Origin of the sequence: Sphingomonas rhamnosi (assembly GCF_036663615.1) — a bacterium.
Classification (GTDB): domain Bacteria; phylum Pseudomonadota; class Alphaproteobacteria; order Sphingomonadales; family Sphingomonadaceae; genus Sphingomonas.
In genome coordinates this window covers 183,209-208,183 of sequence record NZ_JAXOJJ010000002.1, presented here as the reverse complement: position 1 = coordinate 208,183, position 24,975 = coordinate 183,209, and the positions used below count along the sequence as shown (strand labels likewise).

The window sequence follows — 24,975 nt, the reverse complement described above, 5'->3', positions numbered from 1 at the left end:
GCTCCTTCAGCGCGGGTCGGAGAGCGGCAGGCGGACCACGAACCGGGCACCGCCGAGCCGATCCTCGCGCGATTCGACGATGATGGTGCCCTGATGCGCTTCGACGATGGTCCGCGCAATGGCGAGGCCGAGCCCCGAATGCTGGCCAAATGCCTCGCTCTGCGGCCGGATCGACTGGAAGCGCCGGAAGATCGCTTCGCGTTCGTCCTCGGGCACGCCCGGCCCCTCGTCCTCGATCCGCACGATGAGTGCACCGCGGTCCCCAACCGCGGCGATCGCGATCAGCCCGTCGTCGGGGGAAAAGGAGACCGCATTGTCGATCAGATTCTCGAAAACGCGCTCCAGTCGCGCGCCCTCGCCATAGACGATCAGCGCGCTCCCGGGATCACGGTCGAAGCGGATACGGATGCCGCGCTCGATTCCCCGTGCGGTGCGCTGCTCGAGCAGACCATCGAGCAGCGCTGGCAGGTCGACCGGCTCGAACTGGGCACGGCTCAGCTGCGCGTCGAGCCGCGAGGCTTCCGAAATGTCCGAGATCAGCCGGTCGAGCCGCAGCACGTCGTCGCGGACGATCTCGAGCAGTTGCGCCTGCAGCGCCGGATCCTTGACCCGGCTCAGCCCCTCGACCGCGGAACGGAGCGAGGCGAGGGGGTTCTTCATCTCGTGCGTGACGTCCGCGGCAAACGCCTCGGTCGCGTCGATCCGCGCGCGCAGCGCCAGGCTCATGTCCGACAGCGCGCGCGCCAGCATCCCCAGCTCGTCGCGGCGCGACGGCAGGCGAGGCACCACCACTTCGCGCGCGCGCCCCAGCCGCACCCGCACCGCCGCGCGCGCCAGCCGGCGCAGCGGCCGGACGATCGTCCGCGCCAGGAACAGCGACAGCACGATCGAGACGATCGACACGACCAGCAGGACGATACTCAGGCGAAATCGCTCGATCCGCACGGTCCGGGTGATGTCGCGCGCGTTGATCGTGGTCATCAGCACGCCGCCAGCGGGCAACCGTGCCGCCGCGGTGATCACGGGAGTCCGATCCGGTGCCCGCCACACCGTCGCGGCCACCACCGGGCGCGATCGCACCGCGCGCACGTCGGGCCAGCGCGCGCCGGCGGTGCGGTCGCGATAGAGCGGTGGGCGCGGCGCCATGACGATCGTGTCGATTCCTGCGTCCAGGAACCGCGCCGCGGTCTGGTCCCACGGGTCCTTGTCGGGATCCTGCAGCACGAAATTGCGCACTCCCAGCGCGCGTGTGTCGGCCACCACCCGGTTGGCCGAATCGAACAGGCGGATCCGCGACCCGGTATCCTTGGCGAGCTGGACGAGCAGCGGATCGCGCATCGTCGGCGCGACCGCGGTGATCGCTTCGGCGATCAGCCGCGCTTCGCGACTGGCCTGCTCTACGCGGCTGTCGACGATCCGGCTCCGATAGGAATCGAGATAGAAGAACCCGCCGGCCAGCAGCAGCAGCGCGAAGATGTTGACCGCCAGGATCCGCCGCGTGAGCGAGATCTGTCCCGACCAGCGCAGCGTCAGGTCGCGCGCGCCGCCATCACGGCCGTCGTCGTCGGCGCCGTCGTCGAGGAGATCAGTCGTCAGAGAAACGGTACCCGGCGCCATACAGCGTCTCGATCGCGTCGAACTCGGAGTCGACCTGGCGGAATTTGCGGCGCAGCCGCTTGATGTGGCTGTCGATCGTGCGGTCGTCGACATAGATGTCGTCTTGGTACGCCGCGTCCATCAGCTGGTTGCGCGTCTTGACGATCCCGGGGCGCTGCGCGAGCGTTTCGAGGATCAGGAACTCGGTGACGGTCAGCGTGACGGGCTCGCCGCCCCAGCTGGTGCGGTGCCGCGCGGGGTCCATGCTCAGCCGGCCGCGATCGATCGGTCCGGCGGCGTCTGCCTCCGTCGCAGCGCCCGGCGCCTGAACCGGTTCCGACCGCCGCAGGATCGCCCGGATCCGCGCGATCAACAGCCGCTGCGAAAACGGCTTGGCGATATAATCGTCGGCCCCCATCGCCAGGCCCAACGCCTCGTCCAGCTCGTCATCCTTGCTGGTCAGGAAGATCACCGGGATCTGGCTCTTCTCGCGCAGCCGGCGCAACAGTTCGAGCCCGTCCATCCGCGGCATCTTGATGTCGAAGATCGCCAGGTCGGGCGGGTTGTCGGTCAACGCCTTCAGTGCGGCCTCGCTGTCCGAATAGACGCGCGTGACAAACCCTTCGGTCTGCAGCGCGATCGACACCGAAGTCAGGATGTTGCGGTCGTCGTCGACGAGCGCGATCGTTGCCGGCATTATCGGGGGCGATCCTCGTCCGTGGGACTGTCCGATTAGGGCAAAGCACGCATGCGCTCAACAGCTTGGGTGCAACCGGGCCGGGCACCCGGAGATCGACCGCGCCGAGCGCGATGTCTTAACCGTCATCGCACGGTCTTGCGCCTGTCGCCGTTGCGTCATCGCTTTGTCCTAAAGCCGACCGCAGACCGACAGGGAAGGGCGGACATGGCCTCGATCGTGCACGATATTCCGGGAAACCAAGCGGTACGCGCCGCGGTTCACCGCCATGCTCATCTCTCGCGACAGGGACTGCTCGAACGCGCGTTCACCTTCGCGTTCCGCGGGCTGGTCTATCCGCAGATCTGGGAAGACCCCGACGCGGACATGGAGGCGCTGGCGATCACGCCCGACTGCCATATCGTCGCGATCGCGTCTGGCGGCTGCAACGTCCTGTCCTATCTCACCGCCGATCCCCGTGCGATCACCGCAGTCGACCTGAACCCCGCGCATATCGCGCTCAACACACTGAAGCGGACCGCCGCGACGCGGCTCGACCAGGCGGACTTCCACCGCTTCTTCGCCGCCGCCGACAGCAAGGCCAATGTCGCGGTCTATCGCAGCGACCTACGCGCGCATCTCGATCCGCAGACGCGCCGCTACTGGGATCGCCGCATCGGCGTGTTCGCGCGTGGCTTCTACCGCAGCGGACTGCTCGGGCGCTTCATCGGCACCGCGCATCTTCTCGCCAAGCTGCACGGCGTCGATCCGCGCATCCTGCTCACCGCGACGTCGCGCGCCGACCAGCGCCGGATCTTCGACCGGTCGATCGCGCCGCTGTTCGACGCGCCGGTCATCCGCTGGCTCGCGCGCCAGCCCGCCGCGCTGTTCGGGCTCGGTATCCCGCCCGCGCAATATGGCGAGCTGAGCGGCGATCGGCAGATGATCGACGTCCTGCGCAGCCGCTGCGAACGGCTCGCCTGCGATTTCGCCATCCAGGACAATTATTTCGCCTGGCAGGCCTTTGGTCGCGGCTACGGCAAGCACGCCGAAGCGCCGCTGCCACCCTATCTTCAGCCTCGGCACCACGCGGCCGTGGCGGCGCGCGCGGACCGCGTCGAGGTGCGGCATACCAACTTCACCGACTATCTCGCCAGCCGTCCCGATGCGTCGCTCGACCGGTACGTACTGCTCGACGCGCAGGACTGGATGACCGACGCGCAACTGACCGCGTTGTGGAGCGAGATCACGCGCACCGCCAAACCCGGTGCGCGGATCCTGTACCGCACCGCGGGCGAGCCCGACATCGTCCCCGGCCGCGTCCCCGCCCCCATCCTGTCGCGCTGGCGCTATCAGGCGGCCGAGTCGCAGCGGCTCGGCGCGCGCGATCGCTCGGCGGTGTACGGCGCCACGCATCTCTATCTGCTCGGAGAGCCCGCCTGACCCGCGATCATGCGCGCGCGATGGACGGCATGTATGCGACGCAGCGCCACATCTACGACGCGACCCGCAAATATTACCTGCTGGGTCGCGACCGGCTGATCGTCGACCTCGATCCCCCGACAGGCGGCAGCGTGCTCGAGGTCGGCTGCGGCACCGCGCGCAACCTGATCGTAGCGGCGCAGCGCTGGCGGGCCGCGCGATTCTACGGGTTCGACATATCGCAAGCGATGCTGACGACCGCGCGGGCTCACGTCGCGCGCGCCGGGCTGTCGGAGCGGATTACGCTCGCCCAGGCCGATGCGACGCAGGTCGATCCACAGGCGGCGTTCGGCCTTTCCGGGTTCGACCGCGCCTTCATGAGCTATACGCTCTCGATGATCCCGGACTGGGAAGGCGCGATCCGTCAGGGCGTCGCTCTGCTCGCGCCGGGCGGGCAATTGTCGATCGTCGATTTCGGCCAGCAGGAGCGCTTGCCGAGCTGGTGGCGTGCAATGTTGCTCGGATGGCTCGCCCGCTGGCACGTGACGCCGCGTGCGCATCTCCACGAAGCGGTCACGGCAGCCGCATCCGGCTGGCCCAGCGACTTTGCCGCGCTGTATCGGGGCTATGCCTGGCGCGCGACGATCCGGCGGCCGATAACCTAATTTAGGGAACGGCGACCTCGGCGACGCCGTCCCGGACCGCGACGATCCGCATCGCCGTGCCGGCCGGCGCATCGGGACCGCTGGCAGGCCAATCGCCGTCGCCGATCCGCACGCGGCCGACACCGCCTTCGATCGGCACCACCACCACCGCAGGTTGCCCGACAAGCCGCGCCGCACGGTCATTGAGCAACGGATCGCCCGCGACCGGATAGTCGCGATACCAGCGCTTGCCGATCAGCACCGTCACCACGCTCCACACCGCGAACGACCCGAGCTGCGCCGCCACGGGCAGAGCCGGCAGCGCAAAGACGGCGACGCCGGTCACCGCCGCCGCGATCGCGAGGAACACCAGAAACACGCCCGGCACCGCCAATTCGGCGATTCCCAACAGCAAAGCCGCGATCAACCACGCGACCGGCGGATCGATCACGCCCATCTCACGTCTTGGGCAATTCGAACGGCCCCCGCTTGGGCTCGGTCTTGACCTGCGGCGTCGGCACGCGGTCCGCCAGCGCATCCTTCGCCAGCTCGCCGATCCCGCCCAGCGTCCCCATCAACTGGGTCGCCTCGACCGGGAACAGGATGGTCTTGGCGTTGGGCGAGGTCGCGAACTTGCCGATCGCCTCGACATATTTCTGCGCGATGAAATAGTTGATCGCCTGCGCGCCGCCTTCCTCGATCGCGTGTGACACCGCGCGGGTTGCGGCCGCTTCCGCCTCCGCGGCACGCTCGCGCGCCTCGGCATCGCGGAACGCCGATTCCTTCCGCCCTTCCGATTCGAGGATTCGCGCCTGCTTCTGGCCCTCGGCACGCAGTATCTCCGACGCGCGGCTCCCCTCGGCATCGAGGATGTTCGCACGCTTCTCGCGTTCCGCCTTCATCTGGCGGCCCATCGCGTTGACGATGTCGGCGGGTGGGCGGATGTCCTTGATCTCGACTCGGGTGATCTTCACGCCCCACGGCGTCGTCGCATGATCGACGACGTTCAGCAGCCGCGCGTTGATCTCGTCGCGCTTCGACAGCGTCTCGTCGAGGTCCATCGACCCCATCACGGTGCGCAGGTTGGTCGTCGTGAGCTGCAGCAGCGCTTGGTACAGGTCCGACACTTCGTACGCTGCTTTAGCCGAATCGAGCACCTGGAAGAACACGACCCCGTCGGTCGAGATCATCGCATTGTCCTTGGTGATGATCTCTTGGCCGGGGATGTCGATCACCTGCTCCATCATGTTCACCTTCCGCCCGACGCGGTAGAAAAACGCGGGGTAGAAGTTGAACCCTGGGCGCGCCACGGCCGTGAAACGTCCGAAATGTTCGATCGTGTATTGATAGCCCTGGCGGACGATCTTGATGCTGGTGAAAAGGTAGAAGAGAACCAGTGCGAGCACGAGTGCGGCGGCGATCAAGCCCATAGAGACAATCCCCCAAATTGGTTCGAACGATATAGCACGGCGCGACCCGGGGGGCCTAGCCGTCCGTGCCCGCTTTGGTTACATGGCGCGCCACCTCCCCACGCAGGAACCGGCAAGCCCCATGGATATCCGCCTCGGCCTCACCTTCGACGACGTTTTGCTCGTGCCGGCGGAATCCGACATCGTGCCGAGCCAGACCGACACCGCGACCCGCGTCACCCGCGGCATATCGCTCGATATCCCGATCCTGTCCTCGGCGATGGATACCGTGACCGAAGCCGACATGGCGATCGTCATGGCGCAGCTGGGTGGGATCGGCGTTCTCCACCGCAACATGGAGATCGACGAGCAGGTCGCCGCCGTCCGCGCGGTGAAACGCTTCGAGAGCGGCATGGTCGTCAATCCGATCACGATCGCGCCGTCCGCGACGCTCGCCGAAGCCCAGGCACTGATGGTCCGGCACAAGATCAGCGGCATTCCGGTGGTCGAGTCGGACGGCAAGCTCGTGGGCATCCTGACCAACCGGGACGTCCGCTTCGCCGAGAATCCGAAGCAGCCGGTGTCCGAGCTGATGACTCACGAGAACCTCGCGACCGTCTCGACCGGCGTCGGCAAGGAAGAGGCCCGCCGTCTGCTCCACCAGCGCCGGATCGAGAAGCTGCTGGTGGTCGACGACCGCTATCGTTGCGTCGGCCTGATCACCGTCAAGGACATCGAGAAGGCGGTCACCTATCCCAATGCGACCAAGGACGATGCCGGCCGCCTGCGCGTCGCAGCCGCCACCACGGTCGGCGACAAGGGCTTCGCACGGACCGAGGCGCTGGTCGATGCCGAGCTCGATCTCGTCGTCATCGACACCGCGCACGGCCACAACCGCGACGTCGCGCGCGCGGTCGAGCGGGTGAAGAAGCTCAGCAATTCGGTGCAGGTGATCGCCGGCAACGTCGCCACCGGCGACGCGACCCGCGCGCTGATCGATGTCGGCGCCGACGGGATCAAGGTCGGGATCGGCCCGGGCTCGATCTGCACCACCCGAGTCGTCGCCGGCGTCGGCGTGCCGCAGCTAACTGCGGTGATGGATTGCGCCGAGGTCGGGCTGAAGGCCGGCGTGCCGGTGATTGCCGACGGCGGCCTGCGCACCTCGGGCGATCTTGCCAAAGCGCTCGCCGCGGGCGCGTCGGCCTGCATGATCGGTTCTCTGCTCGCCGGCACCGAGGAAGCCCCCGGCGAAACCTTCCTGTTCCAGGGCCGCGCGTACAAATCCTATCGCGGCATGGGCTCGGTCGGCGCCATGGGCCGCGGCTCGGCGGACCGCTACTTCCAAGGCGACATCAAGGACCAGATGAAGCTGGTGCCCGAAGGTATCGAAGGCCAGGTCGCGTTCAAGGGCCCCGCGCGCGACGTGATCCACCAGCTCGTCGGCGGCATCCGCGCGGCGATGGGCTATACCGGCTCGGCCACGATCCGCGACCTCCAGGCGCGCGCGCAGTTCGTCCAGATCACCGGCGCCGGGCTGAAGGAAAGCCACGTCCACGACGTGACCATCACCCGCGAAGCGCCGAACTACCCGACGCGGTAACCAATCCCTCATTCCCCCATTCCGTCATCCCAGCGAAGGCTGGGATCTCGTGAGACTAGTGCGGGACAGGAGCCGTGAGAGACCCCAGCCTCCGCTGGGGTGACGAAAAGAGGGGGCGGCAGAAAATTCCCCTCCCGCCCGCGGGAGGGGCTAGGGGAGGGCATGACGACTTACGCTCCCCGACACGCCCTCCCCCAACCCCTCCCGCAAACGGGAGGGGAGAAGTGACTCCCCCAGCACGCACCCAAGCGGCCATCGAACTCCTCGACCAGATCCTCGCCGCCGCCCGCGAAGGCGGCGCTGCTGCCGACACGCTGATCGCGCGCTATTTCGCCACCCGCCGCTATGCCGGTTCCAAGGACCGCCGAGCGGTCCGCGAGCTGGTTTATTCGGCGGTCCGCGCCGCGGGCGATCGCCCCGAGACCGGCCGCGCGGCGATGCTGCTCGTCGCCGACGCCGACCCGGAAGTCGCCGCGACCTTCGACGGCTCCACCCACGCCCCCGCCGCGATCGCCAAGGACGAGCCGCGCGCCCGCCCCGGCGTCGCGCCGCAATGGCTCTCCAAGACCCTGCGCGCTTCCGGCCTCGACGGCGCCGCGCTGACAGCGCTCGCCGGCCGGGCCACGCTCGATCTGCGCGTCAACACGCTCATGACGTCCCGCGACGCCGTTCTGGCCGCGCTGCCCGAAGCCGGAGCCACCCCGCACGCCCCCGACGGCATCCGCCTGCCGACCGGCACCAATGTCGAGATGCTGCCGCTGTTCAACGAAGGCGCGATCGAGGTGCAGGACGAGGGCAGCCAGATCGTCGGCCTCGCGATGCAGGCGAAACCCGGTGAGCGCGTCGTCGATCTGTGCGCCGGTGCCGGCGGCAAGACGCTCGCGCTTGCCGCGACGATGCAGAACAAGGGCACGATTCTCGCCTGCGACACCGATCGCATGCGGCTGTCCCGTCTTACCCCCCGCGCGACCCGCGCCGGCGCGACGATCGTGGAGTCGATGCTCCTCAACCCCACCCGCGAGCATGAAGCACTCGCCGATTGGGCAGGACGCGTCGACGGCGTGCTGGTCGACGCACCGTGCTCGGGTACCGGCACGTGGCGGCGCAATCCCGAGGCGCGCTGGCGGCTGACCCCCGACCGGGTATCGCGACTGCAATCGACCCAGCAGCATGTACTCAGCGTCGCCGCGGCGCTGGTCCGCCCGGGCGGCGCGCTGGTCTATATCGTCTGCTCGCTGCTCGATGCGGAGGGCACCGATCAGGTGACCTGGTTCCTCGGCGCGCATCCCGGTTGGACGGTTGCGCCGCTGACTCTGCCCGCGGGCGCGAAACACGGGCACGGCATCCGTCTCGAACCCGGCCGCGACGGTACCGACGGGTTTTTTGTCGCGCGGCTTATCGCCCCGTGATAGCGCGGGGCGTGCCTCGTCTGGAGACCCTCATGCGCTTTTCGTCCGTCGGTATCGCCGCCGCATTGGCTCTGGTGAGCGTCTCGGCCTCGCTCAGCGGGCAGCGGCCCGATGATCAGATCGACGCGCGGTCGCTGCAGTTGTTGGCACAAGGTCGGACGTTGGTCGCGAGCGGCAATCTCGACGGTGCGACCGACGTGCTGGAGACCGCGCTGGCCGTCGATCCACGCAACCGTGGCGCGTTCGTTCTCCTCGCGCAGGTCGCCAACACGCGCGGGCTGCCCGGCAAGGCGATCCGCCTCTACCGCGAGGCGTTGCTGCTCGAACCGAACGACGTCGGCGCGTTGCGCGGGCAGGGCGAGGCGCTCGTCGCCAAGGGCGCAGTGATCCGTGCGCGCGAAAATCTCGTCAAGATCAGGACGCTGTGCAAGACGCAGTGCGGCGACGCGACGCAGCTTGCGGCCGTGATCGCCAAGGGTCCGCCGATCACGACAGCGCAGGTCGCCACCAAGCCGGCCGCCTCACAAGACTGACCCGCTCCCCTCCCTGGAAGGGAGGGGCTGGGGGTGGGTCGCTCGGGGGCGGACGCGGCGGTTCCACGATAGCAACCCACCCCCGACCCCTCCCTTCCAGGGAGGGGAGAGGTTCAGCCGACCACCCGCGCCAACGCGACGAAATCCTCAACCGACATCGTCTCCGCCCGCCGTGTCGCGTCGATCCCGATCCGCTCCAGCCCGTCGAGTGCCCCCGACACCCCCTTCACGCTCTGCCGCAGCATCTTCCGACGCTGTCCGAACGCCGCGCCGGTCAGCCGCTCAAGCACCGCAAAATCGACACCCTCCGGCGCGGGCAGGGGGGTAATGTGCACCACCGCCGACATCACCTTGGGCGGCGGTGTGAAGGCCGACCGATGCACCGGCATCGCGATCCGCGCCGCGCTCCGCCACTGTGCCAGCACCGCCAACCGTCCGTAATGATCGTCGTTGGTCTTGGCGACGATCCGCTCGGCGACTTCCTTCTGGAACATCAGCGTGCACGACTTCCACCACGGTTCCCACGCGCCCGACAGCCAGCCGACAAGCAACGCAGTGCCGACATTGTACGGCAGGTTCGACACGATATGCGGCCGCCCCGCGAACAGCGATGGCGCATCAACCGCGAGTGCATCGCCCTCGATGACCGTCAGCTGCCCCGGATAGGCCTCGCTCAGTTCCGCGAGCGCGGGGATGCACCGCCGGTCCCGCTCGATCGCGGTCACGCGCGCGCCGGCCGCCAGCAATGCCCGCGTCAGCCCGCCGGGACCGGGCCCGACTTCCAGCACCTCGGTACCGTCCAGATCGCCCGGCACCGCAGCGATCCGTTTGAGCAACTGCCCGTCAAACAGGAAGTTCTGCCCCAGCGCCTTGCTCGCGTTCAATCCATAGCGCGCGATCACCTCGCGCAGCGGTGGCAGCTCGGTCACTTGGCGGCCGCGCGCCGGTCGGCTGCTTCACCCGCCATCGCGATCGCCGCGATCATTGCGCCCGGTTGCGCCACATCCTTGCCCGCGATCCCGAACGCGGTGCCGTGATCGGGCGAGGTCCGCACGATGGGCAGCCCCAGAGTCATGTTGACGCCCTCGTCGAAATGCAGCGTCTTGATCGGCACCAGCGCCTGGTCGTGATAGCAGCACAGGCACGCGTCATAGGTCGCGCGCGCGCGTGGATGGAACAGCGTGTCCGCCGCGAAGGGGCCCGCCGCGTCGATACCCTCAGCCTGCAGGATCGCGATCGCCGGTTCGAGGATGTCGATCTCCTCGCGGCCGATCGCACCCTGTTCGCCGGCGTGCGGGTTGAGCCCGGCGAACACGATCCGCGGATTCTCGATCCCGAAATTCTTGATCAGGCCGCGCGCGGTGGCGCGGCCCTTGGCGACGATCAGCTCGATGGACAGCAGAGACGACACCTGGGCGAGGGGCACATGCGTGGTGATCGGCACGACGCGGAGCGTGGGACCCGCGAGCATCATCACCGCATTCTCGCCCGCGATGCCATAGCGTTCGGCGACGAACTCGGTCTGGCCCGGATGGCTGAACCCGATCGCGTAGAGTTGCGCCTTCGACACCGGCCCCGTCACCAGCGCGCGGGCTGCGCCGGTCCGGACCAGCCCCACCGCCAGCTCGAGCGAATGCAGCGCACAGCGCGCACCCTCGGCATCGGGAACCCCGGGGACGATCTCGCCAGCATCCTCGACCGTCATCACCGGCAGCGCGTCGACAAACGCCGCTTCGGTCTCGGCAAGATCGCCGATCCGCGCGATCGGTCCCGACCACACCCGCGCGATCGCTCGCGCGTCGCCGACCGCAACGAATGGCGGCAGCGCATGGTCGCGGCGCGCCGCCCAGGCCTTGGCGATGATCTCGGGGCCGATCCCGGCGGGATCGCCCATCGAGACCGCGATCGGCGCTGCGGCGCCGGCGCGACGATCAGCGATATTCGACGACTGCATCGCGTCGCAGATCGCGCAGTTTCTGCTGCGCGCGCAGGTTGACGCGCTGCTGTTCCAGCTGACCCTGGATCTGGTCCGAGCTCGGCAACGAACCGGCGGTCGCATCGTCGCGCCCGCATAGCACCAGCGCGCGCACGCCCTGTTCGGCCGACCCGAACGGCGGGCTCGATTCACCGACCTGCAGCTTCAGCATGATTTCCTGCAGCTGCGGCGGCAAGTCGCGGATCCGGACCGTGTCGTTGTCGACCACGTCCGCGCCGATCCCGGCGGCGACCTTCTCGACCGTGCCGCACCCGCGCAGCTCCTGCGTCGCCTTGGCGAACGCCGCCGCACGCGCCTGTGCCTGCGCCTGGTTGGTGTTGGGCGGGAAGCGCAGCGTCAGCTGCTTGAGGCTGAGCCGCGCGTCGCGCGGATCGGCGGTCAGCACCTGCCGCTTGTCGGTGAGGTACAGGATCGAGAAGCCGCCCGCGACCTCGATCGGCCCGGCGACCTGGCCGACCTGCATCGTCGTCACCGCCTGCGACAGTTCGGCGGGCAGCGTCGATGCGCGCACCCAACCGAGATCGCCGCCGACCCCCTTGGTCGACGCTTCCGAATATTGCCGGGCAAACGCCTCGAACGGCTGCTTGCCCTTCTGGATCTCGCCGAGCAGCTGCCGCGCGTTGGCGAACACCTGCTGCCCGTTGGCCGCATCGCTGCGCAGGAATATCTCGTGGAGGTTGAATTCGTCGGTACCCTTGGCCGCCTGCAGGCGGTCGAGGATGCCCTTGACCTCTTCGTCGCCGACATTGACGAACGGCTCGACGCGACGGCGCAGATAACGCTGCCAGGCCAGTTCGCCCTCGATCTGGCGCTTGAGCGACCGCTCCGACGAGCCCTCTTCGCGCAGGAACGCGCGCATCGCCGCGGGGGTGCGGTTGAACTTCTTGGCGACCGCGTCGAAGCTCTGCGTGATCTCGGCGGGCGTGATCACGATGTCGGCGGTCTTGGCCTCCTGGATCTGCAGCGTCTCGTCGATCAACTGACGCAGCACCTGCAGCTTCACGCGATCGCGATCCTCGGGCGACAGCTTGGCGTTGTTGTTCGCCACCACCACCAGCGCGACCCGCTGGTCGACATCGGTGCCGGTGATCACGCTGTCGTTGACGATCGCGGTCGGCTTGCGGACATTGGGGTCGACCTTGCCGAAGATCTGCAGGTTCGCGGGGATATCGAGCCCGGTATTGTCGGGGACGCTCTGGTCGGGAACCGTCTGCGCGATCGCGGTGGTTGCCAGCGCCGCCAGCACGGCCGCGCCGATCATCTTGCCCGCGCGCGTCTTCAATCGAACTTCATGCTTCAAGATGTCGAAATCCCATCATCGCGTAATCGGCGCGGACTGGCCCATAATAGCTGAACGCGGGCTTAGCGGCCGAGATTGGTGAAGGCCAGCGTCAACAGGAAGCTGTTGCCCTTCCGTGCGTCGCCGGTGTCGTTGTAATAGCGCCGCCACGTCGCGCCGAGACGCAGGCAGTCGTCTTCATACTGGACCCCCAGCCGGTGACGGATCGGGTCGAAGCCATCGGACAGCGACGACGGATCCTCTGACCTGTTGGTCAGGTCGACCACGGTCGATCCGAACGCCGACCAGAAGCGCGCGAACTCCACGCGGCCACCGATACGAACCTCCTCGCGGTCCTGCAGATCCTCGATCGCGGGGAAGATATCGCGGTTGAGCCGCAGATAGCCGAGCAGCACATAACTTGCGCGTGAGCCGACCGTCGCGTCCAGCTCGTTGCGGCGCACCGCGAAACTGTCCTTGTCGACCCGGTAGCGGTGGGTCAGCGACACGAAGTCGCGGAACCGCAGCTCGGTGCGTCCGACGATGTCCGAGAACCGATCGCTGAGCCCGGTCCCGTCGGCGAACAGCGACGGCCGCGCGTCGAGCCGATAGCTCTGGCCGACCGTCGCATCGAGCGTGAAGCCGGGCAGGTCGACCGCCCATTCCGCCCCGTAAGTCGCGCGCGACGAATCCTCGAACCGATCGTACCCCGCGAACCGGTTGAGCGCGAACAGGTTGCTGGTGTCGAGGTCGACCGCGCGCGAATCCTCGTTCGGCAGGGTCGCGTTCGCGATCTTCGGCGACGCGACGATCTGGACGCGCGGCGTGAAACGCTGCGTGCCGTTCAGGAACGTGCCGACGAACGGCCATTTGACGTCGACCGCCAGCGCACCGATCGCGCGCCCGCGGAACCCCTCGACCCCGCGATAGCTCTCGACCGCGGTCGAGAGCGTATCGTTGGTGTTGTACGCATCACCACGCGCGAACGCGGTGAAGGTGACCTCCTGGCCCCATTTGGTCAGCTTGCGCAGGTCCCACTGCGCCGACGCGAACGCGCGCTGCGTATCCTGGCCGTCGGTCCGAGTCAGCGCCAGCGTGTTGAGCTGCAGCTGCAGTCTGCCGCCAAGCAGCGGGTCTTCGATGCGCTTGCGATAGTCGATCTCGGGCAACGCGATCGGCTGCATGCCCTGCTGGTCGTTGACGCGAAGCGTCTGCACGTACCAGCCGGTGATCGCGAAATAGCTGCTGTCGTCGATCCGCTCCAGGCTGGCGGTGCTGCGCAGCCGATCGTCGCGCGAAATGTCGTAGCGGCGCAGGAAGGTGCGGTCGGTGGTCAGCCGCAACGATCCGCTGGCGGTCCAGTTCGGCGACAGCTGGTAACGGGCGATACCATCGATATAGCCGCGGAACGCGCGCTCGGTATCGGTTGGATCCGCGGTGTTCAAATCGTCGCTGCGCCGGCTTTCGGTCGCATAGGCGCTGACCCGGAACGCGCCGCGCGTGCCGAGCGCCGAATAGTCCGCCTGAAGCATCGGCAGCACGCTGGTGTAGACGTGTGGCGTGATCGTCAGCCCCTTGTTCGGGGCGAGCTTGAAATAATAAGGCAGCGCGAATTCGAGGCCGTTCACGCGGCTGTAGTTGAAATTGGGCGTCAACAGCCCGTTGTCGCTACCGCCACCGACGGGGTTGGAGAATTTGGGCAGCGCCAAGCTCGGCAGGCCGAACAGATGCAGCCGCGCGCCCGAGTAATAGATCCGCTGACGTTCCGGCCGATAGGTCACGCGCACGGCGGTGATCTTCCAGGTCGGCTCCTTCGGGCACCCCGCCGAGGTCGCCACCGCGCACGGCGTGTAGGCTGCGGTGCGCAACTCGACGGTGCCGTTGGCATCTCGCGATCCTTGCGCCGCCGCCAGCCGTCCGCCCTGTTCGAGGACGACCAGCATGTTGTCGACCACGCCGTCCTTCAGCGAATCGGTCAGGTTGATCTCGTCGCCGTACGCGATGTCACCTTCGGGGTTGGTGACCGCGATGTTGCCGGTCGCGACGACCTTGCCGGTCTTGCGGTTCCACACGACCTTGTCGGCGCGCAGCCGGTCGCCTTGGCGGAACATCCGGACCTCGCCGGTCGCGGTGACGACGTCGGCGTCGGTATCATATTCGAGCGCGGTCGCGCTGAACTGGACCTGGTCGTCACCGATCGCGGGGGCCGCGGCATTGGCGACTGGCGCATCCTGCACCGGCGGCGCGACCGGGCGGTTCTGGAAATCCTGCGCAGCGGCGGGCGCCGCCAGCAGAGCAAGCGAAAGGGCACAGCCTGCCATCAGGTCGATACGCAACACGGTTCGAAGCAACCCCTTTTGGCGGCGATCTGCGGTCACCGTCGTGGCCGCATTCTGCCCGGCCTATCGCACCACCGGGCCGCGCCTGCAATCGTCACGCTCGCACCCGGGTACATCGGCGGCTTTGCAGGGGCGTTGCATCGGCCTAGAGCGTCCGACCAACCCCCCGTTGCCCGAGGCTACCCCATGCAGATCGATTTCATCGCCACCGCCGCCGCTGATGTGGCGATCCTTGCCCTCCCGGTGGAGAAGGACGGCGTCGCGCAGATCGACTGGGGTCAGCTGGACGGTGCGACTCTGGCGGCAAAGGCAGCAACCGCCGCGCGCTTCGCAGGCGAGGCCGGCGCGATCGTCGAGCTGTTCGTCGCGCAGGGCGACGATGTCCGGCAGGTGCTGTTGATCGGCGTCGGCGGCAGCGACGAATCCGATTGGGAGAAGGCCGGTGGCGCGCTCGTCGCAAAGCTGCTGACCTCGGGCGCAACCGCCGTCACGGTCGACCTGTCCGCGATCCACGCCAAGCCGACTCCGACGGCGGTCGCGCGCTTCGCCGCCGCCGCCGCCCAGCGCGCATGGCGCTACGACATCTACCGCACCAGGCTCGCGGAGACGGCCAAGCCGACTCTGGAGACCGTCACCATCGCCGGCGCGCCCGAGGGCACCGACGCCGCCTGGGCCACCCAGGACGCGGTCACGCAGGGCATGGACCTGACCCGCTGGCTCGTCGCCACGCCGCCGAACATCCTCTACCCCGAAAGCTTCGTCGAGAAGGTCACGGCGGAGGTCGAGGGGCTTGGCCTCGAGATCACCGTGGTCGACGAAGCGCAGATGACCGAATTCGGCATGGGTGCTCTGCTCGGCGTCAGCCAGGGCTCGCGCCGCGAAGCCCGTATCCTCGCGCTGAAGTGGAATGGTGCAGGCGAGGACGCCCCGACGCTGGCGCTGGTCGGCAAGGGCGTCACCTTCGACACCGGCGGCATCTCGATCAAGCCCGCCGCGGGCATGGAAGACATGAAGTGGGACATGGGCGGGGCGGGCGCAGTCGCCGGCGCGATGAAGGCGCTGGCCGCGCGCAAGGCGAAGGTCAACGTCGTCGGCGTGATGGGGCTGGTCGAGAACATGCCCGACGGTAATGCGCAGCGCCCGGGCGACGTCGTGACGTCGATGTCCGGCCAGACGATCGAGGTAATCAACACCGACGCTGAGGGGCGACTGGTGCTTTGCGACTGCGTCACCTGGGTGCAGAAGACGTACCAGCCGACGACGATCGTCGATCTCGCCACGCTGACCGGCGCGATGATCGTCGCGCTCGGCCACGAACATGGCGGTATCTTCGCCAATGACGACGCGCTCGCCGACCAACTGCTGGCCGCCGGCCGCGCGACCGGCGACCTGCTCTGGCGCTTCCCGCTGTCGCCGGCCTATGACAAGATCATCGACAGCCCGATCGCGGACGTGAAGAATGTCGGCCCCCGCGGCGCCGGCTCGATCACCGCGGCGCAGTTCATCCAGCGCTTCGTCGATCCGGGCGTGAAATGGGCGCATCTCGATATCGCCGGCATGGTGTGGGCCGACAAGGCCGGCCCCAACTACGACAAGGGCGCCACCGGCTACGGCGTGCGCCTCCTCGACCGGTTCGTCGCGGACAATTTCGAGGGCTGAGCCACCCCTACCGTCACCCCGGACTTGTTCCGGGGTCCATGGTGCCGCAAACCAACTGCTCCAGATTTTGCGGCACGATGGATGCCGGACTGAATCCGGCATGACGGACGGGGACATATGCAGGTCGACTTCTACCACCTCACTGCCACCCCGCTCGACCGGGCGCTCCCCAAGATCGCGGAAAAGGTCGTCGCCAGCGGCGCTCGCCTGCTGATCGTCGCGGACTCCGAGGACCAGCGTACCGCGCTCGACCGCCTGCTCTGGAGCTATACCCCCGACAGCTTCCTGCCCCACGCGCAGGCGGGCGGCGAGACCGACGCCGACCAGCCGATCCTCATCACGTCCGACCTCCAGCCCGCCAACGGCGCCCGCCACATCGCGATCGTCGACGGCCGCTGGCGCGACGAGGCGCTAGTGTTCGACCGCGCCTTCCACTTCTTCGACGACGAGGCGATCCGCGAAGCGCGCCTCGCGTGGAAATCTCTCTCCGACCGTGGTGACGTCGAACGCCGCTACTGGAAACAGGACGAAGCCGGCAAATGGGAACAGGCGGCCTAACCGGATCCGATCCTTCCCCCGGTTGCATTCGGACCGGTCCGGCTCTAGGGCGACGCCACTTTTCCAGAGCATTCCAGACAGGAGCCCGTGACCGCCATGGCCGCGAACCGTACCTTTTCGATCATCAAGCCCGACGCCACGCGTCGCAACCTGACCGGCGCCGTCACCAAGATGCTCGAGGAGGCCGGCCTCCGCGTCGTCGCATCGAAGCGCATCCAGATGACCCGCGAGCAGGCCGAGGGCTTCTACGCGGTCCACAAGGAGCGTCCGTTCTTCGGCGAGCTGGTCAGCTTCATGATTTCGGGCCCGGTCGTCGTCCAGGTTCTCGAAGGCGAGAACGCGATGCAGCGCAACCGCGACATCATGGGCGCCACCAACCCGGCCAACGCCGAGCCCGGCACGATCCGCAAGGAACTCGCCGAGTCGATCGAGGCGAACTCGGTGCATGGGTCGGATTCCGACGAGAACGCCGCGATCGAGATCGCCTATTTCTTCAAGCCCGAAGAAATCGTCGGCTGATGCGCTGGCGGATGCGACGCGCGACCGCGGACGATGCGTTCGCGCTGTCGCTCGTCGCATCCGCCGTCTTCCTCGAAACCTATGCGTCCGTGCTGGACGGCGCCGACCTCGTCGCGCATTGCCGCAAGCACAACACCTCCGAGACCTTCGCGGCCTGGGTCACCGACCCCGCCACGATCGTCACGCTTGCCGAGATCGAACCCGGCCACGCGCCGGTCGGCTATAGCGTGCTGACCAAGCCGGAATTCCCGTTCGAAATCCGACCGACCGACATCGAACTGCGCCGGATTTATATCCTGCAGCAGGTACAGGGCGTCGGCTTGGGCGCCGCGCTGATGGCACAAGCGTTTGCGGACGCTACCGCCATCGGCCATGACCGCCTGCTGCTTGGCGTCTGGGAGCACAATCACCGTGCCCACGTCTTCTACGAACGCCAGGGCTTCGAGCTGATCGGCACCCGCCAGTTCGCCGTCGGCGCTACGACGCACGAAGACCCGGTCTACGCGCGGAGCGTCTGAACGGGGCAGCTCTGCGGAAATCTCCCGCGAAGGCGGGAGCCAAGGGTTACAGAACGCAGTTCGTGAGGCTTCTGGACTCCCGCGATCGCGGGAGAACGATCAAGGCTTAACCCGTGCCCAGATCGCATCCAGCTGACCTTGCGTGCCGCGAACCTGACGCACCTTCATCCCCGTCAGCGTCAGGTCACGACCGCGCAGCATCCGCCCGTCGGTCTTCCACAACAGATCGTAGATCCCGCGCGTCGTCCGCGTCGTGTCGCCGTCGAGATACCGCAGCGTCAGCAGCACCGGCAATCGCCCGGTACGCTCGTCCGCACCGCCGTCCGTCAGCTTGAGCAACGCATCGTCGAACGCGCTCGCCTCGATCACCGGGTCCGCGGGCGGATGCTGCGCGGCAACGGCCAGCGCCTTGGGAAAGCTGATTACCGCATCCTGGATCTCGTGCCGCTCGTCCTTCAGCAGCAAGCTCTTGCCGCCGTCGCGCACCTCGGCTGACAGGTCGACGCGCATCTGCGCCTGCTGCTCCTCCACCCGCGTGCGCACCTTGTCGGCTTCATCGGCACGGCGGTCGGACCAGTTGATCCACAGCGTCAGCGCGGCGATCAGCGCGCCCGTGACGCCGAGCACCTCGGCCAACGACACCCAGCGGCGACGCGTCGCGGCCGCTTCCTTGCGCTCGGCTGGCGTCTCGCTCATCGTCCGCCCGCTTCCAACAGGCGACGCGGCGCCGCCAGTTCCCAACTCCGCGCGATCCGGTCCTCGACCAGCGCCCAGTCGACATCGCCGCCAAGGTCCATCGCGACCCAGCCAGACGCCCCCAGATAGGACGGCCGCGAATACACCGCCGGATTCGCCTCGATCAGCATCGCTTGCTGGTCGGCGTCCGCCGTCTTCACGCAAACGACTGTCATGCCGTCGCCGTGATGATCGTCGCGGAACTGCGCGAACTGACGGTCGGCAACGAAGAAGCTCGGCTGCCCGTGCGAAACCTTCTCCGCCGATTCGGGCAGGACGAGCGCCGCTGCGCGGACACGGTTGAGGGGCGACGTCTCGGTCATCGGCTCACATACTCCGCCAGGATCTTCGGATACAGCGAATGCTCGGCGACAAGCACGCGTTCCGCGAGTGTATCGGCGGTGTCGCCCGGAAGGATCGGCACCTCGGCCTGGCCGAGCACCTCGCCCGCATCGAGTTCCTCGGTCACGACATGCACCGAACACCCCGCCACCGCATCCCCCGCGGCGATCGCGCGCGCATGCGTGTCGAGCCCCTTGTACTTCGGCAGCAACGAAGGGTGGATGTTGACGATCCGGTCGCGCCACTGCTCGACGAACCAGTCGGTCAGCAACCGCATATAGCCTGCCAGTGCGATCACCTCGACGCCCGCCTCGCGCAGCGCCGCATCCATCGCCGCCTCGTAGATCGGCTTGGCGATGCCCTTGGGCGACAGCGCGAAGGTCGGAATGCCCTCCGACAACGCCCAGCCAAGCCCCGCCGCGGTCGGCTTGTCGGATGCGACGACGGCGATCTCGTACGGGCAATTCGGCGCCCGCGATGCCTGCACCAGCGCCATCATGTTCGACCCGCGTCCGGAAATCAGCACGCCGACCTTGGTCTTATCCATGCGTGGCGGACCAGTCCGCGCGCGCGCTCCACGTCTCCATCGACCCACGCACGGTGCAGCCATGCGTGCCTTCGTCGATATGGCCGATCGCGAATACCGTCTCGCCGGCGGCTTCGAGGTGGGCGGTGATTGCCATGGCCTCGTCCGCCGCGACGATCGCGACCATGCCGATCCCGCAGTTGAAGGTTCGCGCCATCTCCTCGGGCTCGATCTGCCCCTGCGCCTGCAGGAACGCCATCAGCCGCGGCTGCGTCCAGGCATCGGCATCGACGATGGCATGCACGCCACCCGGCAGCACCCGCGGGATATTCTCGAGCAGGCCGCCGCCGGTGATGTGCGCCAGTCCCTTGATCCGCCGCGCGCGCAGCAGCGGCAAGAGGCTGGCGACATAGATTCGCGTCGGCGCCATCAGGTGATCGATCAGCAACCGGTCCTGGTCGAACAGGGCAGGGCGATCCAGTTTCCACCCGCGATCGGTCGCAAGCCGCCGCACCAGAGAGAAGCCGTTCGAATGCACGCCCGACGACGCCAGCCCCAGCATCACGTCGCCCGCCGCGATCTCGCGCCCAGTCAGCACATTCTCGCGCTCGACCGCGCCGACGCAGAAGCCGGCGAGGTCGTAGTCACCATCGGCGTACATCCCCGGCATCTCGGCGGTCTCGCCGCCGATCAGCGCGCAGCCGGCCTGCTTGCAGCCCTCCGCGATCGACGCGACGACGCGCTCGGCAACCGCCGCATCGAGCTTCCCGCTGGCGTAATAATCGAGGAAGAACAGCGGCTCGGCGCCCTGCACGATCAAGTCGTTGACGCACATCGCGACCAGGTCGACGCCGACGCCCTCGTGTCGGTCCCATTCGATCGCGAGCTTCAGCTTGGTGCCGACGCCGTCGTTCGCCGCGACCAGCAGCGGGTCGACGAACCCCGCTGCCTTCAGGTCGAACATCCCGCCGAACCCGCCCAGATCGGCGTCCGCGCCGGGGCGGCGCGTCGAGCGGGCGAGGGGGGCGATCGCGCGGACCAGGGCATTGCCCGCGGCGATCGAAACGCCGGCTTGGGCGTAGGTGTAGGGTTTATCGCGGTCGGTCATGCGGCCTGCTAGCCATATCCCGCTTGGATTTCCACGCCTGCTTCGCCAAAAGGCGCGCGTGATCCGTATTCGTCCGCTTCCCGCCGCGCTCGCCGCTGCCCTTCTCGTCCTCGGAGGCGGTGCCGTGATCGCCCAGATCGAAGGCGGCAGTCGCGGCACCGCGGCGGTCGACAGCGGCGGCGCCTACGAGGTCAGCGGCGTCACCGTGGATGTCGCCGGCAAGACCGCCGAGGCCGCACGGCTCGGCGGCTGGCGGCTCGCGCAGCGCAAGGCGTGGGTCCAACTGTCGAAGCGCCTCGGCGGCGGCGGTGGCCTCGTCTCCGACGGCACGCTCGATTCGATCGTCTCGGGAATCGTCGTCGAAAATGAGCAGATCGGTCCAGATCGCTACATCGCCAAGCTGGGCGTGCTGTTCGATCGTGGCCGTGCCGGGTCGATCCTCGGCATCTCGGCCTATTCCGATCGCTCGCCGCCGATGCTCGTGATCCCGGTCGAATGGTCGGGCGGGGTGGGCCGAGCGTTCGAACAGCCGACCGCCTGGCAACAGGCCTGGGCGCGGTTCCGCACCGGCAATTCGAGCCTGGACTACGTCCGCCCCGCCGGCAGCGGTCCCGATGCGCTTCTGCTCAACATCGGCCAGATCCAGCGCCCGGGGCGCGGCTGGTGGCGCACGATCATCGACCAATACGGCGCCAACGACGTGCTCATCCCGGTGGTGACGCTGTATCGGCAGTGGCCCGGCGGCCCGATCATCGGGGTGTTCGAAGCGCGCCACGGCCCCGACAACGAGACCGTCGGCCGCTTCACGCTGCGCGTCGGGAACGCCGACGGCTTGCCGCAGCTGCTCGACGCCGGCGTGAAGCGGATGGACGACATCTATCAGCGGGCGTTGCGGTCGGGCTATCTGCGCCCCGATCCGACGCTGTCGCCCCCGCCGGCGCCCGAACCCGTGGTGACCGACGAAGTCCCCGATGACGGCACCATCGAGGATGGCGGCGATGCTGCCGCGGCAACGGGCGCCGGCATCCCGATCATCGTCCAGTTCGATACCCCGCAGGCCTCGGTCGTGTCCGCAACCGAATCGGCGCTGCGCGGTATCGCCGGCGTCCGCAGCGCGGCGACGACCAGCCTCGCGCTCGGTGGCGTGTCGCTGATGCGGGTCACCTATGACGGCGATCCCGAGGCGTTGAAGGCCGCGCTCGAAGCGCGCGGCTATCAGGTGTTCGGCGCGGGCCAGACGCTGCGCATCCGCCGCGTGTCGCAGTTGCTACCGCCTGATCTGCCCACGGACAGCGCGACCGCGGGATGAGCCAGATCGCGCTCCCGCTGGGGTGGCCGGCCGACCCTCGCGACGACGCCTTCCTGGTCACGCCCTCGAACGCGCGCGCCGCGCACACGCTCGAACATTGGGCGACCTGGCCGGTGATGACCGCGCTGCTGACCGGCCCGCGCAAATCGGGTCGCAGCCTGCTGGCGCGGATCTTCGCGGCCAAGAGCGGCGGCACGATCATCGATGATGCCGAGCGGCTGCCCGAAGCCCAGCTGTTCCATGCGTGGAACCGCGCGCAGGAGACGCACCGCCCGCTGGTGATCGTCGCCGACGCCGCGCCGCCCGAATGGAAGGTCAAGCTGCCCGATCTCCGCTCGCGCCTCGCCGCCAGTCCGATCGCGACGATCGGCGCACCCGACGACGAACTGATGCAGGCGCTGCTGGTCCATCTGTTCCACCGCCGCGGGCTCGATGCGCGTCCCGACCTGATCGACTGGCTCGTCGCACGGATCGAACGCAGCCACGTGGCCGTTGAACGCACGATCGACGCGCTCGACCAGGAAGTCATGGAAACGCGCAAACGCTTGTCGATCGCCCTCGCGCGGAGCACATTGGCGACCGCGGGGCTGATCGCGAAATCGCAACAAACCCCCGTTACCGACGAGGCCAGATGAACCGTCCAGCCCATATCGTCCGCATCGCCGAAGATGACGACGCGCCCACCGCATCGGTCCCCAACGACCGCTATTTCAACCGCGAACTGTCGTGGCTCGCCTTCAACCGCCGCGTGCTCGAAGAAGCGTGCAACCCCGCGCACCCGCTGCTCGAACGCCTCCGCTTCCTGTCGATCTCAGGGTCGAACCTCGACGAATTCTTCATGGTCCGCGTCGCCGGATTGAAGGGCCAACAGACGCAGGATGTCGATCGGCGCTCCGCGGACGGGCTCACCGCCGGCCAGCAGCTCAGCGCGATCATCCTCGAAGCCGACGCCCTCATGGCCAGCCAACAGGCGGTGTGGGGCGATCTGCGCGTTCTGCTCGACGACGCCGGGCTGTTCGCGCTCCGCCGCGACGAAGTGGATGCGGAGGCCGACACCTGGCTCGAAACGCATTTCCGCGAACAGATCTTCCCGATCCTGACCCCCCAGGCGCTCGATCCCGCGCACCCCTTCCCGTTCATCATGAACGGCGGTCTGTCGGTGATCTTCGATCTCGTCCGCAAGTCGGACAACGAGCCGATCCGCGAACTCATCATGATCCCGGCGACGGCGACGCGATTCGTGCGGCTGCCCGGCGACCCCGCGCGCTACATCGCGATCGAGACGATCCTGAAGCGGTTCGCGCCGGTTATCTTCCCCGGCTACGACGTGCTCGCGGCCGCCAGCTTCCGTGTCCTGCGCGACAGCGACATGGAGATCGAGGAAGAGGCGGAAGACCTCGTCCGTTACTTCGCCAACGCAATCAAGCGTCGCCGCCGCGGCCGCGTGATCCGCCTGGAGCTCGAGACTGGTATCCCCGACGTGCTCGCAGCGGTGCTCAAGGACGAGCTCGGCGGCGCCGACGCGATCATCACCGAGAGCGGCAATCTGCTCGGCATCGTCGATCTGGCGGGGCTTGTCGACGAAGATCGCCCCGATCTCAAATTCCCGCCCTTCACCCCGCGCTTCCCCGAACGGATCCGCGAATTCGGCGGGGATTGCTTCGCCGCGATCAAGTCGAAGGACATCGTCGTCCACCACCCGTACGAGACGTTCGACGTGGTGCTCGCCTTCCTCAAACAGGCCGCGGCCGACCCCGACGTCGTCGCGATCAAGCAGACGCTGTACCGCGCCGGCAAGCAGCCCGCGGTTATCAACGCGCTGATCGCCGCCGCCGAAGCGGGCAAGTCGGTGACGGCAGTGGTCGAGCTCAAGGCACGGTTCGACGAAGAACAGAACATGGTCTGGGCCTCCGCGCTGGAACGCGCCGGCGTTCAAGTCGTGTACGGCTTCATCGACTGGAAGACGCACGCCAAGGTCTCGCTCGTCGTCCGCCGCGAAGGCTCGGCGTTCCGCACCTACTGCCATTTCGGCACCGGCAATTATCACCCGGTCACCGCGAAAATATACACCGATCTCAGCTTCTTCACGGCGGATCCTGCGGTGGGGCGTGATGCCGCGCAGATGTTCAACTACATCACCGGCTATGTCGAACCCGTCGACATGGCAAAGATGAGCCTCAGCCCCCGCGACCTGCGTCCCAACCTCGTCAACCTGATCGACGCCGAGATCGCCAACGCCCGCGCGGGCAAGCCGGCGGGTGTCTGGGCCAAGATGAACTCGCTGGTCGATCCCGCGATCATCGAGAAGCTGTACGAAGCGAGCGGCGCGGGGGTCGAGGTCGAGCTGATCATCCGCGGCATCTGCTGCCTGCGCCCCGGCGTCCCGGGCCTGTCCGAGCATATCCGTGTGAAATCGGTGATCGGCCGCTTCCTCGAACACAGCCGAATCTGGGCGTTCGGCAACGGCAAGGCGCTGCCCAATGACGGCGCGAAGCTGTTCATCTCGTCCGCCGACTGGATGCCGCGCAACTTCGATCGACGGGTCGAGTATATGCTGCCGATCTCCAATCCGACCGTCCACGACCAGATTCTGGACCAGGTGATGGTCGCGAATCTGATCGACAACGAACAAAGCTGGGATCTCGGCCCCGATGGCGGCTATACGCGCGTCGATCCGGGCGACCGGCCGTTCAACCTGCATCGGTATTTCATGACCAACCCGTCTCTCTCCGGGCGCGGCGCCTCGCTCGCGACCAGCGCGATCGTTCCGACCCTGTCGCTCCGCCGCCAGCGTTGAA

The 24,975-nt window shown here is 67.8% G+C and carries 24 protein-coding genes; 12 read left to right on the top strand and 12 right to left on the bottom strand.

Going from position 1 to position 24,975, the window contains the following annotated elements:
* Positions 1–6: 6 nt before the first annotated feature.
* Together U1701_RS05995 and U1701_RS05990 are read right to left on the bottom strand one after the other, a co-directional pair.
* Positions 7–1,617, bottom strand: coding sequence for a sensor histidine kinase (locus U1701_RS05995; RefSeq protein ID WP_332781633.1), 1,611 nt, complete (start codon positions 1,615–1,617; stop codon positions 7–9).
* Positions 1,586–2,293, bottom strand: a complete 708-nt coding sequence (locus U1701_RS05990; protein WP_332781632.1) for a response regulator — start codon at positions 2,291–2,293, stop codon at positions 1,586–1,588. The genes U1701_RS05995 and U1701_RS05990 overlap by 32 nt, the downstream gene beginning before the upstream one ends.
* A gap of 207 nt (positions 2,294–2,500) precedes the next feature.
* Here U1701_RS05990 and U1701_RS05985 point away from each other — a divergent pair, with 207 nt between their 5' ends.
* Both U1701_RS05985 and U1701_RS05980 read left to right on the top strand, forming a co-directional pair.
* On the top strand, positions 2,501–3,715 hold the full coding sequence (locus U1701_RS05985) for a BtaA family protein (protein ID WP_332781631.1): 1,215 nt from the start codon (positions 2,501–2,503) through the stop codon (positions 3,713–3,715).
* A 20-nt stretch (positions 3,716–3,735) separates the two neighbouring features.
* A complete protein-coding gene (locus tag U1701_RS05980; RefSeq protein WP_332781630.1) occupies positions 3,736–4,359 on the top strand; it encodes a class I SAM-dependent methyltransferase in 624 nt (207 codons plus the stop codon).
* A gap of 1 nt (position 4,360) precedes the next feature.
* Here the strand turns inward: U1701_RS05980 and U1701_RS05975 are convergent, their stop codons facing one another.
* Both U1701_RS05975 and U1701_RS05970 read right to left on the bottom strand, forming a co-directional pair.
* Positions 4,361–4,795, bottom strand: coding sequence for an NfeD family protein (locus U1701_RS05975; RefSeq protein ID WP_332781629.1), 435 nt, complete (start codon positions 4,793–4,795; stop codon positions 4,361–4,363).
* A 1-nt stretch (position 4,796) separates the two neighbouring features.
* Positions 4,797–5,768 (bottom strand): SPFH domain-containing protein, encoded by a 972-nt coding sequence (locus tag U1701_RS05970; RefSeq protein ID WP_332781628.1) that lies wholly within the window; start codon positions 5,766–5,768, stop codon positions 4,797–4,799.
* 121 nt (positions 5,769–5,889) lie between these two features.
* Here U1701_RS05970 and guaB point away from each other — a divergent pair, with 121 nt between their 5' ends.
* From guaB to U1701_RS05955, 3 genes are all read left to right on the top strand, one after another.
* Positions 5,890–7,347 (top strand): IMP dehydrogenase, encoded by a 1,458-nt coding sequence (guaB, locus tag U1701_RS05965; RefSeq protein ID WP_332781627.1) that lies wholly within the window; start codon positions 5,890–5,892, stop codon positions 7,345–7,347.
* Positions 7,348–7,571: 224 nt separating this feature from the next.
* Entirely contained in the window at positions 7,572–8,756 is a 1,185-nt protein-coding gene (locus tag U1701_RS05960; RefSeq protein ID WP_332781626.1) for an RsmB/NOP family class I SAM-dependent RNA methyltransferase, read from the top strand.
* A 32-nt stretch (positions 8,757–8,788) separates the two neighbouring features.
* Positions 8,789–9,289, top strand: coding sequence for a tetratricopeptide repeat protein (locus U1701_RS05955; protein ID WP_332781625.1), 501 nt, complete (start codon positions 8,789–8,791; stop codon positions 9,287–9,289).
* 113 nt (positions 9,290–9,402) lie between these two features.
* On the opposite strand, the gene rsmA is transcribed toward U1701_RS05955, so the two are convergent.
* The 4 genes from rsmA to U1701_RS05935 form a co-directional block, all read right to left on the bottom strand.
* Complete coding sequence (rsmA, locus tag U1701_RS05950) at positions 9,403–10,218, bottom strand: 16S rRNA (adenine(1518)-N(6)/adenine(1519)-N(6))-dimethyltransferase RsmA (RefSeq protein ID WP_332781624.1); 816 nt, start codon at positions 10,216–10,218, stop codon at positions 9,403–9,405.
* Positions 10,215–11,243, bottom strand: coding sequence for a 4-hydroxythreonine-4-phosphate dehydrogenase PdxA (gene pdxA / locus U1701_RS05945; RefSeq protein WP_332781623.1), 1,029 nt, complete (start codon positions 11,241–11,243; stop codon positions 10,215–10,217). Before pdxA ends, rsmA begins: the two co-directional genes overlap by 4 nt.
* Positions 11,221–12,585 (bottom strand): peptidylprolyl isomerase, encoded by a 1,365-nt coding sequence (locus U1701_RS05940; protein WP_332781622.1) that lies wholly within the window; start codon positions 12,583–12,585, stop codon positions 11,221–11,223. The genes pdxA and U1701_RS05940 overlap by 23 nt, the downstream gene beginning before the upstream one ends.
* A gap of 62 nt (positions 12,586–12,647) precedes the next feature.
* A complete protein-coding gene (locus tag U1701_RS05935; RefSeq protein WP_332781931.1) occupies positions 12,648–14,885 on the bottom strand; it encodes an LPS-assembly protein LptD in 2,238 nt (745 codons plus the stop codon).
* Between the two features lie 204 nt (positions 14,886–15,089).
* On the opposite strand from U1701_RS05935, the gene U1701_RS05930 reads away from it, so the two are divergent.
* The 4 genes from U1701_RS05930 (at position 15,090) to U1701_RS05915 (ending at position 18,157) form a co-directional block, all read left to right on the top strand.
* Positions 15,090–16,562: a leucyl aminopeptidase gene (locus U1701_RS05930; RefSeq protein WP_332781621.1), complete on the top strand. Its 1,473-nt coding sequence runs from the start codon at positions 15,090–15,092 to the stop codon at positions 16,560–16,562.
* 117 nt (positions 16,563–16,679) lie between these two features.
* The gene (locus tag U1701_RS05925) at positions 16,680–17,120 is read left to right on the top strand and encodes a DNA polymerase III subunit chi (RefSeq protein WP_332781620.1); all 441 of its coding nucleotides are present in this window, start codon (positions 16,680–16,682) and stop codon (positions 17,118–17,120) included.
* A 96-nt stretch (positions 17,121–17,216) separates the two neighbouring features.
* A complete protein-coding gene (gene ndk / locus U1701_RS05920; RefSeq protein WP_254685580.1) occupies positions 17,217–17,639 on the top strand; it encodes a nucleoside-diphosphate kinase in 423 nt (140 codons plus the stop codon).
* Positions 17,640–17,650: 11 nt separating this feature from the next.
* Positions 17,651–18,157, top strand: coding sequence for a GNAT family N-acetyltransferase (locus tag U1701_RS05915; RefSeq protein WP_332781619.1), 507 nt, complete (start codon positions 17,651–17,653; stop codon positions 18,155–18,157).
* A 99-nt stretch (positions 18,158–18,256) separates the two neighbouring features.
* Here the strand turns inward: U1701_RS05915 and U1701_RS05910 are convergent, their stop codons facing one another.
* From U1701_RS05910 to purM, 4 genes are read right to left on the bottom strand one after another with little or no spacing between them, the layout of a single operon-like run.
* Positions 18,257–18,853, bottom strand: a complete 597-nt coding sequence (locus U1701_RS05910; RefSeq protein WP_332781618.1) for a phage holin family protein — start codon at positions 18,851–18,853, stop codon at positions 18,257–18,259.
* Entirely contained in the window at positions 18,850–19,215 is a 366-nt protein-coding gene (locus tag U1701_RS05905) for an MmcQ/YjbR family DNA-binding protein (protein ID WP_332781617.1), read from the bottom strand. Before U1701_RS05905 ends, U1701_RS05910 begins: the two co-directional genes overlap by 4 nt.
* Positions 19,212–19,781 carry a phosphoribosylglycinamide formyltransferase gene (purN, locus tag U1701_RS05900; RefSeq protein ID WP_332781616.1) on the bottom strand — a complete coding sequence of 190 codons (570 nt, stop codon included), beginning with the start codon at positions 19,779–19,781 and terminating at the stop codon, positions 19,212–19,214. Before purN ends, U1701_RS05905 begins: the two co-directional genes overlap by 4 nt.
* Positions 19,774–20,868, bottom strand: coding sequence for a phosphoribosylformylglycinamidine cyclo-ligase (purM, locus tag U1701_RS05895; RefSeq protein ID WP_332781615.1), 1,095 nt, complete (start codon positions 20,866–20,868; stop codon positions 19,774–19,776). The genes purN and purM overlap by 8 nt, the downstream gene beginning before the upstream one ends.
* A gap of 61 nt (positions 20,869–20,929) precedes the next feature.
* Here purM and U1701_RS05890 point away from each other — a divergent pair, with 61 nt between their 5' ends.
* The 3 genes from U1701_RS05890 to U1701_RS05880 are packed head-to-tail and all read left to right on the top strand — an operon-like array spanning position 20,930 to position 24,974.
* Positions 20,930–22,177, top strand: coding sequence for a heavy-metal-associated domain-containing protein (locus U1701_RS05890; RefSeq protein ID WP_332781930.1), 1,248 nt, complete (start codon positions 20,930–20,932; stop codon positions 22,175–22,177).
* Positions 22,174–22,812 carry a P-loop NTPase family protein gene (locus U1701_RS05885; protein WP_332781614.1) on the top strand — a complete coding sequence of 213 codons (639 nt, stop codon included), beginning with the start codon at positions 22,174–22,176 and terminating at the stop codon, positions 22,810–22,812. Before U1701_RS05890 ends, U1701_RS05885 begins: the two co-directional genes overlap by 4 nt.
* The gene (locus U1701_RS05880) at positions 22,809–24,974 is read left to right on the top strand and encodes an RNA degradosome polyphosphate kinase (RefSeq protein ID WP_332781613.1); all 2,166 of its coding nucleotides are present in this window, start codon (positions 22,809–22,811) and stop codon (positions 24,972–24,974) included. Before U1701_RS05885 ends, U1701_RS05880 begins: the two co-directional genes overlap by 4 nt.
* Position 24,975 lies beyond the last annotated feature (1 nt).